At 63.7% G+C, this 15299-nt stretch carries 10 protein-coding genes; 3 read left to right on the top strand and 7 right to left on the bottom strand.

The genetic code is table 11. From position 1 onward, the window contains the following. Positions 1–404: 404 nt before the first annotated feature. The 3 genes from AC1DVS_RS25980 to AC1DVS_RS25970 form a co-directional block, all read right to left on the bottom strand. The gene (locus AC1DVS_RS25980) at positions 405–1361 is read right to left on the bottom strand and encodes an SMP-30/gluconolactonase/LRE family protein (protein WP_478027403.1); all 957 of its coding nucleotides are present in this window, start codon (positions 1359–1361) and stop codon (positions 405–407) included. A 274-nt stretch (positions 1362–1635) separates the two neighbouring features. Next, complete coding sequence (locus AC1DVS_RS25975) at positions 1636–3066, bottom strand: hypothetical protein (RefSeq protein WP_478027402.1); 1431 nt, start codon at positions 3064–3066, stop codon at positions 1636–1638. A gap of 28 nt (positions 3067–3094) precedes the next feature. Beyond that, a complete protein-coding gene (locus tag AC1DVS_RS25970) occupies positions 3095–4330 on the bottom strand; it encodes a trypsin-like serine peptidase (RefSeq protein ID WP_478027401.1) in 1236 nt (411 codons plus the stop codon). A 343-nt stretch (positions 4331–4673) separates the two neighbouring features. On the opposite strand from AC1DVS_RS25970, the gene AC1DVS_RS25965 reads away from it, so the two are divergent. Further along, complete coding sequence (locus AC1DVS_RS25965; RefSeq protein ID WP_478027400.1) at positions 4674–5189, top strand: helix-turn-helix domain-containing protein; 516 nt, start codon at positions 4674–4676, stop codon at positions 5187–5189. 28 nt (positions 5190–5217) lie between these two features. Here AC1DVS_RS25965 and AC1DVS_RS25960 read toward each other — a convergent pair whose 3' ends face one another. Beyond that, positions 5218–6093: an aspartyl/asparaginyl beta-hydroxylase domain-containing protein gene (locus AC1DVS_RS25960; RefSeq protein WP_478027399.1), complete on the bottom strand. Its 876-nt coding sequence runs from the start codon at positions 6091–6093 to the stop codon at positions 5218–5220. Between the two features lie 237 nt (positions 6094–6330). Between AC1DVS_RS25960 and AC1DVS_RS25955 the strand changes: the two genes are divergently transcribed. Beyond that, positions 6331–9237, top strand: coding sequence for a M16 family metallopeptidase (locus AC1DVS_RS25955; RefSeq protein ID WP_478027398.1), 2907 nt, complete (start codon positions 6331–6333; stop codon positions 9235–9237). A 207-nt stretch (positions 9238–9444) separates the two neighbouring features. On the opposite strand, the gene AC1DVS_RS25950 is transcribed toward AC1DVS_RS25955, so the two are convergent. The 3 genes from AC1DVS_RS25950 to AC1DVS_RS25940 all read right to left on the bottom strand — a co-directional run bounded on the left by AC1DVS_RS25950 (position 9445) and on the right by AC1DVS_RS25940 (position 14089). Next, on the bottom strand, positions 9445–11229 hold the full coding sequence (locus AC1DVS_RS25950; protein ID WP_478027397.1) for an AMP-dependent synthetase/ligase: 1785 nt from the start codon (positions 11227–11229) through the stop codon (positions 9445–9447). Positions 11230–11294: 65 nt separating this feature from the next. Then, complete coding sequence (ggt, locus tag AC1DVS_RS25945) at positions 11295–13010, bottom strand: gamma-glutamyltransferase (RefSeq protein WP_478027396.1); 1716 nt, start codon at positions 13008–13010, stop codon at positions 11295–11297. A 32-nt stretch (positions 13011–13042) separates the two neighbouring features. Continuing rightward, on the bottom strand, positions 13043–14089 hold the full coding sequence (locus tag AC1DVS_RS25940) for a quinone-dependent dihydroorotate dehydrogenase (protein ID WP_478027395.1): 1047 nt from the start codon (positions 14087–14089) through the stop codon (positions 13043–13045). Positions 14090–14338: 249 nt separating this feature from the next. Here AC1DVS_RS25940 and AC1DVS_RS25935 point away from each other — a divergent pair, with 249 nt between their 5' ends. Then, positions 14339–15196, top strand: coding sequence for a helix-turn-helix transcriptional regulator (locus AC1DVS_RS25935; RefSeq protein ID WP_478027394.1), 858 nt, complete (start codon positions 14339–14341; stop codon positions 15194–15196). Positions 15197–15299 lie beyond the last annotated feature (103 nt).

The raw sequence follows: 15299 nt of genomic DNA, 5'->3' as shown, positions 1-15299 counted from the left end.
AAATCTCGCCGAGGCACAGCTCCCAAAAGCATATAGCATGCCATATGCTTTGCGTTCTCAGGCGCATCGAGTGAGTCGTATTTAGCAATGTCGATCGGTCGATCATTGCATGAAACCGACATTCGGTGCGTTTTCAGGGTGGATTTGGTCTTAACTTGGTCGCTTGGTCGCAAATGCCGTGCATCGCGTCGTACGGCGAACGGAAAGCCGGCCGTACGGGCCCGAGTCCCCGCGCGACCGGCCCGACAAGGATTCAGGGCCGACAGCGGCAATCCTTATTTCGGGGACACTATATTTAATTATCGGTGCGCGCGCTGCAGGCGGCCGGGCCTTGCCGCGACCGCAGTCAGGTGCGCGCGACTATTCCCCGGATCGAAGATTCGCGATCGAACCGGCAGCCCGCCTCAGCGGTGCAAACCATTGATCCGCAGCCGGACCCGCAGCACGCGGTCGTTCGCGGTCATGAACAGGGTCGAGCCATCCTCGCCGAACACGCAATTGGCGATCGGCGCGCCATGCGAGATCAGCGCGAGCAGCTCGGCCTCGGGCGACATCAGATACATGCCCCCCGGCCCGCTGCAGAACAGGGTGCCATTGGCCGCCACCTTCATGCCGTCCGGATTGCCGGGGCCTTGCAGCGCGCCCGCGTCGAAGAACACCCGACTGCGCAGCGGCATGCCGCGCGCGTCGAGATCATAGACCATGATCCGCCGCGCCTTCTCGTCCGACACCGACACATAGAGCCGCCGCTCATCGGGCGAGAGCGCAACGCCATTGGGGCGCGTCAGCGAGCCGTCGACCAGCACTGCCTCCCCCCCGGGCGTCCAGCGATAGACGCCATTCTGCTCCACCTCTTTGAGCGGCGAGGCATCGCCATCGGCAAAACCATAAGGCGGATCCGTGAAATAGATCGCGCCCGATCGCGCCACATGCATGTCGTTCGGGCTGTTGAACCTTTTGCCGCGGTACCGATCGACCAGCGTGGTTCGCTGCCGGGTTGCGAGGTCGAACCGCTCGATCCCCCGGCTGCCGCTATCGGCGATCAGCAACGCCCCATCGACGGATAGGCCGAGCCCGTTCGAACCGGCCTCGCGCACCAGCTTCGGATCGAACACCGCCGCGCCCGAAGGCTTCAGGAAAACGGAAACCCCGTCCTTCCGCGACCAGCGCCGCATGATATTGGCCGGCGGATCGGAAAAGAACAGCGCCTTGGCCTTGGGCACCCAAACCGGCCCCTCGGCCCATTGGATGCCCGTAGCGATCGTCTCGACCACAGCCGCCGGATCGATCATCGCGGCGCCCTTGGGCGACAGGATCCGGATCGTGACTGGCGTCTCCGCAGCCGCTGCCCAACTGGGCACAACAGCACATGCGCCCGCCATAGCAATAAACCCGCGACGGCTGATCGCCGGACCGCTACCGGCCAACTGCTGAACTTGCTCCTCTGCCACGGTCGCGATCTCTCCGGTTCGCTGATGATATCGTTGTCATCGCAGCACTCGCACGATCCGTCCACCCCGGAGCGGCTTCCCGGCATTCGCACTGCTCGTTGTTGGTGAAAACTAACGCTCGATTGAAAGAAACATGCACATTGTCATTTTGGGCTATTCACCCTCAGATAGGATCAGCCTTTTACTATTGATTGATTAGATTCGGATAGGGGAGCGCTCGATTTAGACCTGCAGCAGCTTCATTAAGCTTTGCCTTTTTCAACAATAGTGCGTCGCCAGCCTTCGCGATGTTCCCACTGTCTCCGCTAGTTAAGGCGGCATCATAGTCCCTCTGCGCCCCGTCAAGATCGGATTTCGCGGTTACATATGCGGTGTCACTCGCCGCCCAGGTCGGCTCTGGCGTCAACGCGCTTGTAACCGCTTTGCCCGCGGCGTCCGCTTGACCCTTGAGCGCCTTGGCAAGCGCGAGGCCGAACTGGTTAGCGTCTTTCACCACTACAAATCGGCCTTTCGCATTTGTCGCGCCCACGTCGCTTCCCGTAAGTGCGGTTACCTGCTCGGCCGCTGCCTTCTGTTCAGCTGTCGCCTCCTTCAATGCTTCGCCAGTAGTCCGGAGCGCATCGCGTGTCTCGGGTGTCGATTTGGCTTTGTCCTTAGTCTGAGCCGCTAGAAACGCACTGTTCGCGACAGCGAGTTCCTTATTCCGTGTGGCGAATTGCGCGTAGATCGTGTTGGTTGCAGCAAGCTTCGTATCCACAAAGCCCGCTGACGGTCGAAGTGGCACCATTACAGACGTAGCCGACTTTAGCTCGACCCAACTCAGAATCTGGCCGGGGCGTATCTTTGGCAGGATCATTCGAGCGCCAGCAAACGTTGTTCCGATGTCACCAGCCCCCGTTCCTGAACCGGGCGTCGCTAAGTTCAGGTGATATTCCGCGTTTGCGGAGCCCGGCGGGGCTCCGGCCAATTTGTCGCGATACCAGATCAGGACCGGGCGAAGGTAGAGCCCTTCATCGGTAGAGAGAATTCTCACTTCAGTGTAGATTGAAGGGATATGGCCGAGTCCGTGCTTGCGGAGAACGCCAAGGACATCTTCCCGTTCGCTGTCTTTGCCAAAGAGCTTTAGCGGAGGCGTGCCACTAGCGATCGCCACGTCTTTGAGGTTGATCAACGCGCGCTCATTTACGAGGTCATCGAGATCACCGGATCCTTCGCTGAAAAGTACCAGGCAAATCGCCTGAGGCTCGATGCGCGCGACCTTCGACTTTTTGTCCGCTAGCACTAGACGCGACATGTAGAAGCTGGTTGTTCCCTCGGAGACGATTCCCTTTTCCTTTGAGGCTTGCTCGAGCGCATCTCCCGCAGCATTAATTCCTCCAGTTGCGAGCTGCCCGGCAACACCCGCGATAAGTGTAGCGATCAATAGTGGAAGGATTTCCTTGGTTGCGCCTTGCTCTCCTTTTAGCACCCCGTCCGGAGTTATCGGACAATCTGGCGCGCTAAACATCCTCGCGAGCTTCGTGGATTCTGCTCGTTCTTCCGCATAAGCTGAACCGGCCGAGAGCGGTGAAAGCGCTAAGCTCAACAAAGCTGCGGTCGTAACTACTTGCCGCATTGCACTCACCTCCTTTGACTTGTTTCTATTATTTCACAGCATCCGCTGACACCGCGTAGGTGGATCCATTCAGAACGAACCCATTGCACTGCCCCGCATCCTGGTCTGGCTGACTAACAAAACCGACGACTCGCAGCGGGCTGTCTGGCTTGCTTGCGGAGGCGCTGAAAACAGGAGTGCCGGAGAAACCGCGAACCGTCTGGCAAGCGATTTGGAGGCAATACCCTACCACCTTCACAGCTTGGCAGAGGCCGGGTTTCGGATATCGAAGCCCTCGCCGCCAATTTTCGGCAGGGGTACCAGGCACATAGTCGACCTCAGGAAAATAGGCGTAGTGGCCGAGAACTGTTACCTCGCCCAAGGCCGATAAAGGCTGGAGTGAAGCCTCGTGCGCGTCAATAGAGTCGAGAGTGTCGATACGCAGCACGACCCAGTCGTCTTTCACCGCGTCGCCTTGGGAGGCTGGTTCTGCAACTGGCTCGGCCGCAAGTCTCCACGGACCATGTCTCCCGTCGGCTGGACGAACCGTAATCGCACCTTGAAGGAATGCTTGTCGTTTGCCTTCGTAGCAGTGATGGGCTGTGACGACGGTTCGGTCATTTCGAATGAGACCCCCGCAAAAAGGGCGGCTACCTTTCTCCTCAAGGATGCCGATCGCAGAGAGTGCGCCGTGAACCTCGGGCCCGAACAGCGCCGGAGGAGCGACCAGCTCCTCCGGCACGCCGTTGACCGATCGACGCTCAATGCTACGGAGGCAAGCCATGTCGTAGTTCCGCGCCACCGCAGGAGGTGGATCGCCGTCCGTGTAGCTCTTCTGGAATTCAAGAGCGGCAGCCGCGCAGCCCATCGCCATTGAGCTGCCGAGTCGCAAACCTTCGGCGACTTTAGTTAACTGATCTTGTTGTGCACATGCATAAGCGCGTTTTGGACAATCCAGCCCGTACGTCTTCGCTCGAATCGTCAGCGCCGTCGCGATTGCCTCCGGATCTGAGGGAATTTGGACCTCAATCTGTTTGCGCTTCAAGGCATCGAGTAAGGTCTCCGACTCCAGCTTTGGTATCAACGCCTCTGGCTCAACCAGCAAGCCTCCCTTGGAAGGGTGTGGCTGTGGAAGTTGAAGATTCTTGGGTAGTTCGAAGTTCTTCTTCAGGCCTGGTAAGCTGAACGTGGTTTCGAGATCACGTTGACCCAGCTCCTGCGCGTGCGCAGGCACTGCAAGCAGGAAAATCAACAGTGAGAACTTGCCAATGTGATTAAATTCCACGTGTCAGCCCCCTCATCAGATAGACCGCATCAAGCGTAGAGGCTATTGCATTCGGAATATTGTCAACTCGATATACAACCGATTTGCTTCAATTGCACTGGACTGAGAGTAGGATTATAGCCAGAACTCCTGAGAAAAGAAATTTCGGAAAGACTTTCAGCCGTTTTATATAATAATTGTTCAACCTGGCGCAGCACTATAACTATATGATAATACATGAATTCATGTTCTTCGCTTCGTCAGAAAAGTCAGAACCCTCCTGACATTCCCAACACGCGCTCCGCGATCAGCACGACCCGCGAGGTTGATTCAAACCGTCCCGCACCCGCGCTATTCCGCCACCATGATCTACCAACCCGAATATGCTGAGCAGGCAGCCGAACTCTGCCGCCTGGGCGCCACCGACGAAGAGCTCGCCGAGCATTTCAAGGTGTGCGTCCGCACCATCTATCGCTGGCGCAATACCCATGAGGAATTCGCCAAGGCGGTCGTCTGCGGCAAGGAACACGCGGATGCCCGCGTGGAGCGCTCGCTCTATGCCCGTGCCGTCGGGTGCAGCGTAGAGCGCACCAAGGTCTTCAAGCACGCCGGCGACCCCGATCCGGTCTATGCGCACTACAAGCACCAGCTCGCACCCGATCCCAACGCAGCGCTGCAATGGCTCCGCGTCCGCCAGCCGCGCAAATGGCGGATCCGCGAGGAGGAGAGAAGCGATCCGACCGCCAAGGAGATGATCGAGAGAGCGCTTGCCCGTGTCGCTGATCACCAGCCGCCGGTGATCCCATTCCGCCCAAAGGCGAAAGTGCCAGCGCCCTTCTATGAGCCAGACAGGGCCCGCGCCCGTGCCCGATCCGGCTAGTCGCTAACCAGCCACCGCGCCCGTGCCGTCAGACATCCATCTGACGAATAGTCTGGTTCCAGATATGGATATTCCGCCGCGCTTCCTGAACGAAAGCCGATCGCCGCACCGCCTTCAGGAACGCATCGGCGATCCATTTGCCCGGCCGGCGCAGCGGCCGCTCGAACTGGATCAGCAGCACCACGCGCGTGCCGCTCGTCTCGTTCCACACCTCATGGTCATAGGTGTCGTCGAACACCAGGGTCTCGCCCTCGGCCCAGCGCACCACGCGGTTGCCGACGCGCATCCGCACATCGCCGTCGCGCGGCACGATCAGCCCGAGATGGCAGGTCACCAGCCCCTTGGTCACTCCACGATGCGCCGGGATGTGCGTGCCCGGCGCGAGGATCGAGAAAAAGGCGCTGTTCAGTCCCGGGATCTGCTCGACGATCGCCGCCGTCTTCGGGCAGCGCTCCAGATTCTCGTCGATCGGGAAGCTGTATCCCCACAGGAAGAAGGAGCGCCATTTGTCGACCTCGGCAATCGCGCGGTGGTCGGGCGAGATCGCCGCGAGACTCGGCGCTGTCCCACGGCGCAACGCGACCTCGATCGCCTCGTCGCGGATCGTTCGCCAATTGGCGCGCAGCACAGCGGTCCAGGCGAAATCGCGCATATCGAGCACCGGCGCGTTCGAGACCAGCGAGGAGGATGCGATCAGCCGGTCGAAAAAACCGCGCAGATGCTTGCCGACTCGGATGACGAAAGGACGGTTGCGCTCCGCCTGCAACGGCGCGCCGGGCGGCGGCGTACCCGGAATCAGCGTCAGCGCGGAGGTATGGCTGGCGCGCGAATCCCGTGCCGGACCGGGCGCACTGCCCGATTCCTGCCGCAAATCAGCCTCGGCCGGCATAGTCTCAACGCGCACATGTCCCTCCGTTTACGCAAACCATGCCGCGCTGCCGGGCCGGATTGGCCCTTGATGCGGTGCGGCTATCTGTCCGCTCTCCCAGGTGGACACGTGACTCGGCTATTTCGAATCTGGGTCAAAAACATGGCGACAGCCGTTTGGTTTCGAGGCACGCGCACCATTGAACCTGCGCCGGAGAACGGCACGGCGCGGCAATGCTGGCGGTGGCGGGATTTGGCCGCTAATATCACACACATGTATGCTTTCCCGCGCGCGGTGCGCCTTTCGCTCCTCCTCCCCCTAATTCTCGGCCTGCCGCTGGTCGGGCTGCAGACGGCCACCGGGCAGAATGTCCCGGCTGCCGACGCCTCGCCCGCGGGCAATATCGCAAGTCGCGATGCCTGGCTGTACAAGGGCAGCGACATTGTCCCCGATGCGGCCTGGCATTTCGGCACGCTCACCAACGGGCTGCGCTATGCGGTGCGCAAGAATGGCGTGCCGCCGGGCCAGGTCTCGGTCCGCATCCGGATCGATGCCGGCTCGCTGATGGAGACTGATGCTGAGCGCGGCTATGCCCATCTCATCGAGCACCTCTCCTTCCGCGGCTCCGAATATGTGCCGGACGGCGAGACCAAGCGCATCTGGCAGCGTCTCGGCGCGACCTTCGGGTCGGACAGCAATGCCCAGACCACGCCGACCCAGACGGTCTACAAGCTCGATCTGCCCGCCGCCACCGAGGCAAGCCTTGACGAGGCGATGAAGATCCTTGCCGGGATGGCCGACAAGCCGAAGATTACCCAGGCCGCGCTCGACGGCGAACGCCCCGCGGTCCTCGCCGAGCAGCGCGAGCAGCCCGGGCCGCAGGTCCGCCTCGCCGATGCGACCAGCGCTGTGTTCTTCGCCGGCCAGCCCTTTGCGGATCGCTCGCCGATCGGCCACGTCAAGGAGCTCGAGGCGGCGACGCCTGCGACCGTCCAGGCCTTTCACGATCGCTGGTATCGCCCCGAACGCGCCGTAGTTGTCGTCGCGGGCGATTTCGATCCGGCGATCTTCGAGCGGCTGGTGGCCAAATATTTCGGCAAATGGCGCGGCACCGGCCCGGCGCCGGCCGAGCCCGATTTCGGCGCTCCCGATCCCAAGCAGCCGACCACCGCTGCGATCGTCGAGCCCGGTATGCCCGCCTCGGTTCAGATGGCGGTGCTCCGCCCCTGGCATTTCAACAACGATACCGTGATCTTCAACCAGCAGCGGCTGGTCGACATGATCGCGACTCAGGTGATCAACCGCCGGCTCGAGACCCGCGCGCGGGCTGGCGGCAGCTATGTGCTGGCGCGAGTCTATCTCGATGATCCGGCGCGATCGGCGAACGGCACCTTCCTGCAGGTCATGCCGGTCGGCGACGATTGGCAGGCGGCGCTGAAGGATGTCCGCGCCGTGATCGCCGACGCCCAGGCGACCCCGCCCTCCCAGGCCGAGATCGAGCGCGAACTCGCCGATCAGGCCGTCACCTACAAGACGATGGTCGATACCGCGCGCGCCGATGCCGGCAGCAAGCTTGCCGACGACATGGTCCAGGCGGTGGATATCCGCGAGACGACCACCACGGCGGCCGTGATCCAGAGCGTTTTCCTCGACGCCAAGCGCAAGGGCATGTTCTCGCCGGCGCGGGTGTTCGCGTCGACCAAGCGCATCTTCCAGGGTGTCGCCACCCGCGCCATCGTCAGCACGCAAAAGCCCGAAGATGGCGCTGCGACCAAGCTCGCCTCCGCGCTCTCCAGCGATGTGAAGGGTCTGGCCGGCGCGCGCACCGCCCAGGCTGCGGTCAGCTTCTCGAAGCTGCCCAAGCTGGGGCCGCCCGCCACGGTGGTCAGCCGCGAGAAGGTGTCGGAATTCGGGCTCGACAAGATCGTCCTGTCCAACGGCGTTCGGCTGATGGTCTATTCGACCACATCGGAGGCTGACCGGGTCTATGTCCGGGTGCGGTTCGGCGGCGGCTATAATGCGCTGCCGGCCGATCGGCCGACGCCTGCCTGGTCGGGCGATTTCGCGCTGGTCGCGGCTGGCATCGGCCAGCTCCGCCAGGGGGATATCGAGCAGCTCACCGCCGGGCGGCGGATCGGCCTCGATTTCGGTGTCGATGACGATGCCTTTCAGCTGACCGCGATGACCTCGCCGCACGATCTTCCCGATCAGCTCCGCCTGATGGCCGCCAAGCTCGCCGCGCCGGCCTGGGATCCGAGCCCGCTGGCGCGCGCCAAGACGCTGGTGCTTGCCAATTATGCCGGGCTCAACGCGTCGCCCGACGGCGTGATCTCGCGCGATCTCGATGGCCTGCTGCGCGGTGGCGATCCGCGCTGGGGGACGCCGACCCGCGATCAGATCAGCGGTACAACCCCCGAGGCGTTCCGCGCCTTTTGGGAGCCGCTGCTCGCGACCGGGCCGATCGAAGTCCAGGTGTTCGGCGACATCAGCACTGACGCTGCGATCAAGGCAGTCACGCAAAGCCTCGGCGCGCTCAAGCCGCGCGCGGCAGTCGATCCGACGCCGGCGCCGATCCGCTTCCCGGCGCATAATGCGACGCCCATGGTCCTCACCCATGACGGCCCCGCCAACCAGGCCGCCGCGGTGATCGCCTGGCCGACTGGTGGCGGCATCGAGAATATCCAGGAAAGCCGCCGGCTCGACGTGCTTGCTGCGATCTTCAGCGACCGGTTGTTCGATCGGCTCCGCTCCGATTCCGGGGCAAGCTACAGCCCGAGCGTATCCAGCCAATGGCCGGTCGGCCTGTCTGGCGGCGGGCGATTGGTAGCGATCGGCCAGGTCGCGCCCGCCAACCTGCCGCTGTTCTTCCGCCTGTCGCGCGAGATCGCGGCCGATCTGGTCGCCAATCCGGTCAGCGATGATGAGCTCAAGCGGACGATCGGGCCGATGACCCAGGCGATCATCCGCCAGTCGACCGGCGACCAGTTCTGGCTGATCCAGCTTGGCGGCGCGAGCTATGATCCCCGCCGGATCGAGGCCTTCCGCCGCCTCTATTCATCGATCGCGACGATGACGGCTGCCGAGCTCCAGGAAACCGCCCGCAAATATCTCCGCCCCGACAAGGACTGGACGCTGCAAGTGGTCCCGAAAGCCGCCAGCGGTACGATCGCGGCCAACTAATCTTCAGTTCCTAGTTCCTTAGTTCCTCCCCGGAACGGGGAGGGGGACCGCCCCGCTTCTTCAGCGGGGTGGTGGAGGGGCTTGGAGCGCGGAACGCTTGCACCGCGCTCCAAGCCCCTCCACCATTCGCCGAAAGAGGCGAATGGTCCCCCTCCCCGTGCCGGGGAGGAACAAGTGATTCAACAAGTCGCCTGTTTGTGTGAAAAGCTACCCCTTGTACAAAGCATCCAGCCGAGGCCCGTAAACCTCCTTCAGCACATGCCTACGGATCTTCAGCGAAGGCGTCAGCTGCTCATTCTCGATCGTGAAACCGCCATCGGCAAGGATGAACCGCCTGACCCGCTCGGTCACCGAAAGGTCCTTGTTCACCCGCTCCACCGCGGCCCCAAGCGCGGTGCGATATTCGCTGTTCTGCTCGAGCCGGGAGAAATCGCAGGCGTCGCCATTCTTCGCGCACCATTCCTGGGTCCATTCCGGATCGGGCACCAGCACCGCGACCATATAGGGCTTGCGGTCGCCATAGATCATCGCCTGGACGATCTCGGGCTGAAGCGTCAGCATCCCCTCGATCTTCTGCGGCGCGACATTGTCGCCCTTGTCGTTGACGATGATGTCCTTCTTGCGGTCGGTGATCTTGATCCGGCCCTTGTCGTCGATCAGCCCGATATCGCCGGTGTGCAGCCACCCGTCCTTCAGCACCCGCGCCGTCTCGGCGTCGTTCCGCCAATAGCCGTGCATGACGAGCTCGCCACGCACCAGGATCTCGCCGTCATCGGCGATGCGCACCTCGGTGTTCTTCAGCGGCGGCCCGACAGTGTCCATCCTGAGACCGACCGACGGTCTGTTGCACGAGATCACCGGCGCCGCCTCTGTCTGGCCGTAACCCTGCAGGAAGGTCAGCCCGAGCGAATGGAAGAAGATGCCGACCTCGGGCGTGAGCGGCGCACCGCCCGACACCATCGCCTTCAGCCGTCCGCCGAAACGCTGCTGGATCTTGGGCTTGAGCGTCGCCTTCAGGATCAGGTTCATCGGCTGGTCGATCAGCCTGAGCTTCTTCTCATATTCGCGCGTGCCGATCTGCTGGCTGCGGTTGAGCAGATAGGTCGAGAGCTTCCCCTGCTTCTCGATCGTCTTGGAGATGCGCGTCCGCAGCACCTCGAACAGCCGCGGCACCACGACCATGATGGTGGGCCGCGTCTCCTCGATATTGGAGGCGAGCTTGTCGAGGCCTTCGGAGTAATAGATTTCGGCGCCGAGCCCGATCGGGAAATGCTGCCCGGCGCTATGTTCATAGGCGTGGCTCAACGGAAGGAAGGAGAGGAACACCTCATCCTCCCAGCCGAAATCCTCGCTGATGACGGTGCAGCAGCCATCGACATTGTGGAGGATCGCGCCGTGATGCTGCTTCACGCCGCGCGGCGCGCCGCCGGTGCCGCTGGTGTAGATGATGCAGGCAGTGTCCTCGCGGGTCGCGGTGATCACCATCTCGGACGGGTCTGTCGCGTGATCGGCGATCAGCTTGGGCCAGCTATAGACTTCGAGTTCGCCCGACTGGCCAACCCGGATATCGTCGATGCCGATCACGATCTTCGCCTCGGTGGCGCGGATCGCGGCCGGGAGCAGCGTTTTGGCGAGCTTCGAGGTCGAGACGATCACCGCCTTGGCCCCCGAATTCTCGATGATATGCGTGTGGTCGCGCTCGGTATTGGTCGTGTAGGTCGGCACCGTGATGCAGCCCGCGGCCATGATCGCAAGGTCGCTGATGCACCATTCCGGCCGGTTCTCCGCCACCAGCATCACCCGGTCGCCCGGCACCAGGCCGATCGCCTTCAGCGCGGTGGCGAGGCTCGCGACCTTCTGTGCGCTGTCACGCCAGCTGAGCGACACCCAGGCGCCGCCCTCCTTGTGCCACAGGAATGGCTTGTCGCCTTTCTCGCGGGCACGCGTGAAGAACATCGTCACGAGATTGGGGAAATGTTCGAGCGTTCGCATTGTCTCTCCCGAGGCGCGCCGTGTTCGGCTGCGTGGTTATTCAGTTGATAAATCTCGACCAGGCATCACTCGGGCGGCCGCTGCACGGCGCCGGCCCGCACGATCTGCGTGACGCTGCCATCCTCGCCCATCGCGACGCCTTCGCTACGCGGGTCGGCCGCACCGACCCAGCGGCCATTCACCCGCTCGATGGCATTCGCCTTCAGGCCGAGCGGCGCCACCTGGACCCGCTCGCCGAGCGCCTTGAGCGCCGGAACCATCGCATCCAGCTGAGTCCCTTTCTCGGCAATCGCGTTAGGACCAGGCGCATAGAGCAGGCCGAGCGCGATCGCGTCCTGCGCCGGCATGTGCCAGTCGAGCACCGCGACCAGAGCCTTCGCGATCTGGGCGATGATCGTCGATCCGCCGGCCGCGCCGAGTGCAATCCGTACCTTGCCTTTCGCGTCATAGACGATGGTCGGCGCCATCGAGCTGCGCGGCCTTTTGCCGCCCTCGACCCGGTTGGCGACGAGAGAGCCATCGCGCTCCGGCACGATGTCGAAATCGGTCAGCTCGTTGTTCAGCATCGTCCCGTCGACCGAAAGGCCCGAGCCGAAATAGCCCTCGATGGTGGTCGTGACCTCGGCGACATTGCCCTGCCGGTCCACCGCGACCAGATCGCTGGTGCCGGGAACCTCGCTCGGCGCAACCCGAATCCGCGGCGGCGCGCCCTTCGGCACCCCCGGCGCGATCGTCGCCATGCTGTGGTCCGGCGAGATCAGCGCCGAGCGCGCGGCGATATAGGATGGATCGAGCAGGCCCTGGACCGGCACCTTCACATAGTCGCTGTCGGCCAGATACATGTCGCGATCGGCATAAGCGAGCCGCTCGGATTCAGCGAAGAGATGCCAGGCAACCGGGCTGTCCTTGCCGAGCTTCGCCATATCGAAGCGCTCGAGCTGCTTCAGGATCATCAGCACCATCGTCCCGCCGGACGAAGGCGGGCCCATCCCACAGATGCGATAGGTGCGATAGGTGCCGCAAACCGGCGGCCGTTCCTTGGCATCATAGCTGGCAAGATCGCCGAGCGTCATTTTGGATGGGTTGCGCGCAGCGCCATTGACGGCGGCAACCAGCCGCTGCGCCGGCGGGCCGACATAGAAATAATCCGCGCCAAGCTTCGCGATCTGTTCAAACAAGGCCGCCTGTTCGGGACTCTTCAGGATCGCCCCGACGGCAACCGCGCTTCCGTCCGCACCGAAGAAATGGCCCCGCGCCCAGGCGTCGACATGGCTGCCGCCATTGACCAGCCCGTTATGCAATCTCGGCGTGACCGCGAAGCCGTCGCGCGCCAGCGCGATCGCCGGCGCGAACAGACGGGCCCAGGGCAGCCGGCCGTAACGCCGATGCGCCAGCGCCATCATCCGCAGATTGCCCGGCACGCCGACACTCCGCCCGCCGGGCACAGCCGCGAAATGCTTCAACGGATTGCCGTCGGCTGCGTAGAACCAGTGTGGATCCGCTGCCATCGGCGCTGTCTCGCGCCCATCGAAGCTCGCCGTTCGGCCGCTTTTGGCATCGTGATGGACCAGAAAGCTGCCGCCGCCGATCCCGGAATTCTGCGGCTCGACGACATTCAGCGCCAGCATCGTCGCGATCGCCGCATCGGTCGCGCTCCCGCCCTCGCGCAGGATCTGGACCCCGGCGGCGGCCGCTCTTGGATCGGCTGCGGATACCATCCCCTGCGCCGAAGCGACGGCGGGGCCAATGAGCAGGAAAAGGGCGAGGAGCAGTTTTTTCATGGGGAGGGACGGTAACGGTGGGCGACGCTACGTCAACCGGCTCCGACTGCTTCAGCGATATGGGCGATGCCGTCGCGCTTGAGCAGCCGGGCAAGGCCGCGCGTGATCCGGCGCGGCAGGCCTGGGCCCTCATAGACCAGAGCGCTGTAGATCTGGACCAGGCTCGCCCCGGCGCGGATCCGCGCATAGGCTTCGTCGGCGCCGTCGATCCCCCCCACCGAGATCAGCGGCAGCGCGCCGCCGGTCGCCTCGCGAAAATCACTGAGTCGCTGGCGCGCGAGTGTTGCAAGCGGCGCACCCGACAGGCCGCCTGTCTCCCCCGCATGCGCGGATCGCAATGCCGGTCGCGAAATCGTCGTGTTGCTGACGATCAGCGCGCCGATCCGCGCTTCGATCGCGGCACGGGCGATTGCGTCCACGTCCGCCGGCTCGAGATCGGGCGCGACCTTCAGGAACAAGGGCGGGCGGGCGATCGGCCCGCGCCGCGCCTCATCGGCAGCGGCCAGCAGCTCGGCGAGCGCGCTGCCATGCTGCAGGTCGCGCAGCCCCGGCGTGTTGGGCGAGCTGATATTGATGGTGATATAATCGGCGACGTCGGCCGCCAGCCGGACGCCATGCGCATAATCGGCGATGCGATCGGCAGCATCCTTGTTCGCGCCGACATTGATGCCGAGCAGTCCCCTTCGCTTCGCCGCGATCGCGCGCGGCAGCGCCGCGTCGAGCCCGCCATTGTTGAAGCCCATCCGATTGATCACCGCGCGATCCTCAGCGAGGCGGAACAGGCGGGGCCGGGGATTGCCCGCCTGGGGCAGCGGCGTGAGCGTGCCGATCTCGACGCTGCCAAAGCCGAGCCCGAACAGTCCGGGGATCGCCCGGCCGTCCTTGTCGAGTCCGGCGGCCAGCCCGACCGGGTTGGCAAAGTTGAGCCCCGCGACATCAGTCCTCAAGCTGGGATCGCCCGTGCCCGCGGCCAGCGGCGCACCGGCACGACCCCATGCATCGAGCGCTGCGATCGTGAGTTCGTGCGCGCGCTCCGGCTCGAAGGCGAACAGGGCGGGGCGGAGGAGTGGGAAAACCATCGCCACGCTTTGGCATTGCGTCGCGCAGCGGTCAAAAAAAGCCAGAATATATCCAAATCGGTCCAATCTGGCGCATTCATCCAATACACGGCGCGCATTGAATGCTGTAAGCCTCCTCGCGACCCGAAGAGCTCCTTACAGGGGTCTCTTTCACTTGGGCCCGAGCGGCACGCCGTTCGGGCCCCTTTTATTTGTCGCGCCAACGGGGTACCCCTTGCCCGTTCCGAAAGAGAACAAGGGGCGCGCACATTGTCGGATATCCAGCTGGACTACGCGGTCCCGGCCGCGGACTTGGGCGAATACGTCACGCTTTTCTACGACTTCCGCGCAAATATACCTCTGTTTGAGGATACCGAGCGCGCCGACCACGCGCAGTTCCGGTTCCGCCTCTCGCCGGGCGGTTCAGACTATTGTTTCCCCGATGGCAATCTGCAGCAGGCGGCCGAGACTCACATCGTCGGGCCGACCAGCGGCGCGGTGCGGACTCGATGCCAGGGGCCGGTCATGGTGTTCGGCATGGGGCTCACGCCACCGGGCTGGTCCGCTTTGATCGGCATCGACGCGTCGAGCATGCTCAACCGGGTGATCGATGCGAGCGGCCTGTTCGGCGCGCCGCGGCTGCGCGCGGCGGCCAGCGCCTTGCGTATGGCCTCCAATCTCACCGAGCGTGTGGCAGTCGCCGAGGAATTGATCCGCGAGCTGATCGGAGGCGGCGATCGCGGCGCGACAGCTTTTGTCCGCAAGGTCGATGCGTGGCTCGCCGGCAGTCCGTCGCCCGAGATGGAGGAATTGGTCGACGCGACCGGACTCTCCCGCCGCCAGGTCGAGCGCAAGTGCAAGGCACTGTACGGCGCGCCGCCCAAGCTGCTCGCCCGCAAATACCGCGCCTTGCGAGCAGCGGTCGCCCTCGTCACCGACAGCGAATCAGTGGACGATCTCATCGCCCGCGGCTTTTACGACCAGTCGCACCTGATCCGCGAAGTGAAGCAATTCACCGGCCACACACCCCGCCAGATCAAGGCCGAACCGTCGCTGCTCTCGCAACTGACGATCGAGCGCCGAGCGGCGCTCGGCGGAATGGTAAGCCCGCTGATCAGCGATACCTGACTCATTCCTCCCCGGAACGGGGAGGGGGACCATTCGCCTCTTCCGGCGAATGGTGGAGGGGCTTGGAGCGAGGCAACCGTGCCGGAGCGAGGCAACCGTGCCG

It is taken from the genome of Sphingomonas sp. P3_C5 (assembly GCF_056402635.1).
Note: the sequence above shows the minus strand (reverse complement) of the source record. Positions and strands in the feature narration are given on the sequence as shown.

Coding starts and splice junctions, on each gene's coding strand:
- AC1DVS_RS25975 (WP_478027402.1), bottom strand. CDS start 3,066: ATGCGGCAAGTAGTTACGACCGCAGCTTTGTTGAGCTTAGCGCTTTCA.
- AC1DVS_RS25965 (WP_478027400.1), top strand. CDS start 4,674: ATGATCTACCAACCCGAATATGCTGAGCAGGCAGCCGAACTCTGCCGC.
- AC1DVS_RS25955 (WP_478027398.1), top strand. CDS start 6,331: ATGTATGCTTTCCCGCGCGCGGTGCGCCTTTCGCTCCTCCTCCCCCTA.
- AC1DVS_RS25950 (WP_478027397.1), bottom strand. CDS start 11,229: ATGCGAACGCTCGAACATTTCCCCAATCTCGTGACGATGTTCTTCACG.
- ggt (WP_478027396.1), bottom strand. CDS start 13,010: ATGAAAAAACTGCTCCTCGCCCTTTTCCTGCTCATTGGCCCCGCCGTC.
- AC1DVS_RS25940 (WP_478027395.1), bottom strand. CDS start 14,089: ATGGTTTTCCCACTCCTCCGCCCCGCCCTGTTCGCCTTCGAGCCGGAG.